This window comes from Oleiphilus sp. HI0066 (assembly GCF_001635725.1).
Window position 1 is genome coordinate 1 of record NZ_LWFH01001557.1, and the last position, 1,076, is coordinate 1,076.

A 1,076-nucleotide genomic window follows, 5' to 3' on the forward strand; every position below is an offset into this window, starting at 1 on the left:
GGTATCTGTTTTTAATTCGCCATCAGCAAGCTGATCAATATCAGCATGATTCGGCTGATGAAGCACATAAGACCAATTGCCATTGGCATCAATTGTCAGCGTGCCATATTGAGCAGGCGTTGCGACGGACCAGGTATGTTGATCAAGCGCGTCAGGGTCAACAGCCGTCCAAGAACCTGCGGCTGCAATACTAGAACCTTCAATAGCCCTTCCTGTATCAGTGCCGGTAATTTGAGGAACATCATTTGCACCATCGACATGCACATTTACGGTCTGCACCGAGCGCTCACCATGTTGATCTTGCACTTCAATCTGAAAAGTTTCGGTGGCTGTTTGCCCATCTGATAAGGCTTGTGCTTTGTTCTGATCGAGCACATAAGTCCACTTACCTAGCGCATCGACAGTCATCACTCCGAAGGCCCCTAAGCCGCCAGCCAATACTTTCCACGTGTGTGTGTCGTTGGCATCCACGTCACCATGCTGCAATTGACCCTCCGCTCTGAGGGTGCCGTTTTCTTGAACATTCCCGATACTGACACCAGAAATCTGAGGTGCGTCATTCGTACCATTAATCACAACCTTAACGGTTTGGGTGTCACTTGCGTTGTGTTGATCAGCCACTTTAATTTGAAACGCAAGTTCGTGCGTTTCGCCATCGCCCAAGCGTTGCGCCTTGTTTTGATTTAAGACAAAGGTCCATTTGCCGTTCGCATCAACCTGCATGCTCCCCCATGGTGATTGACCTCCTCCCACCAAAGACCAGGTGTGGGTATCCCCTTGATCTGGGTCGCCATGCTGAAGTTGACCTGTGACAGCATTTAATTGATCCTCAACCGCTAGACCTTGAACAACACCTTGAATATTGGGCTGTGAATTGGCGCCGTTAATCGTGACATCGATAACTTGCGTACTTACGCCTGAGCTCGCATCTCGCACTTCAACAGTAATGTGATCAATCATCGATTGACCACTCGCTAAACCTTGAACCGCAGGGTTGCTCACGTCTAAGGTGTACGTCCACTTGCCATTTGCATCCACGACCAATGTACCGTAGCTGCCGCCCGACTTAACGCTCC

The 1,076-nt window shown here is 49.6% G+C and carries 1 protein-coding gene; it reads right to left on the reverse strand.

Going from position 1 to position 1,076, the window contains the following annotated elements:
• Positions 1–1,076 (reverse strand): VCBS domain-containing protein (locus A3738_RS24595; RefSeq protein WP_197474008.1); only part of this gene is annotated, 1,076 nt, incomplete at both ends.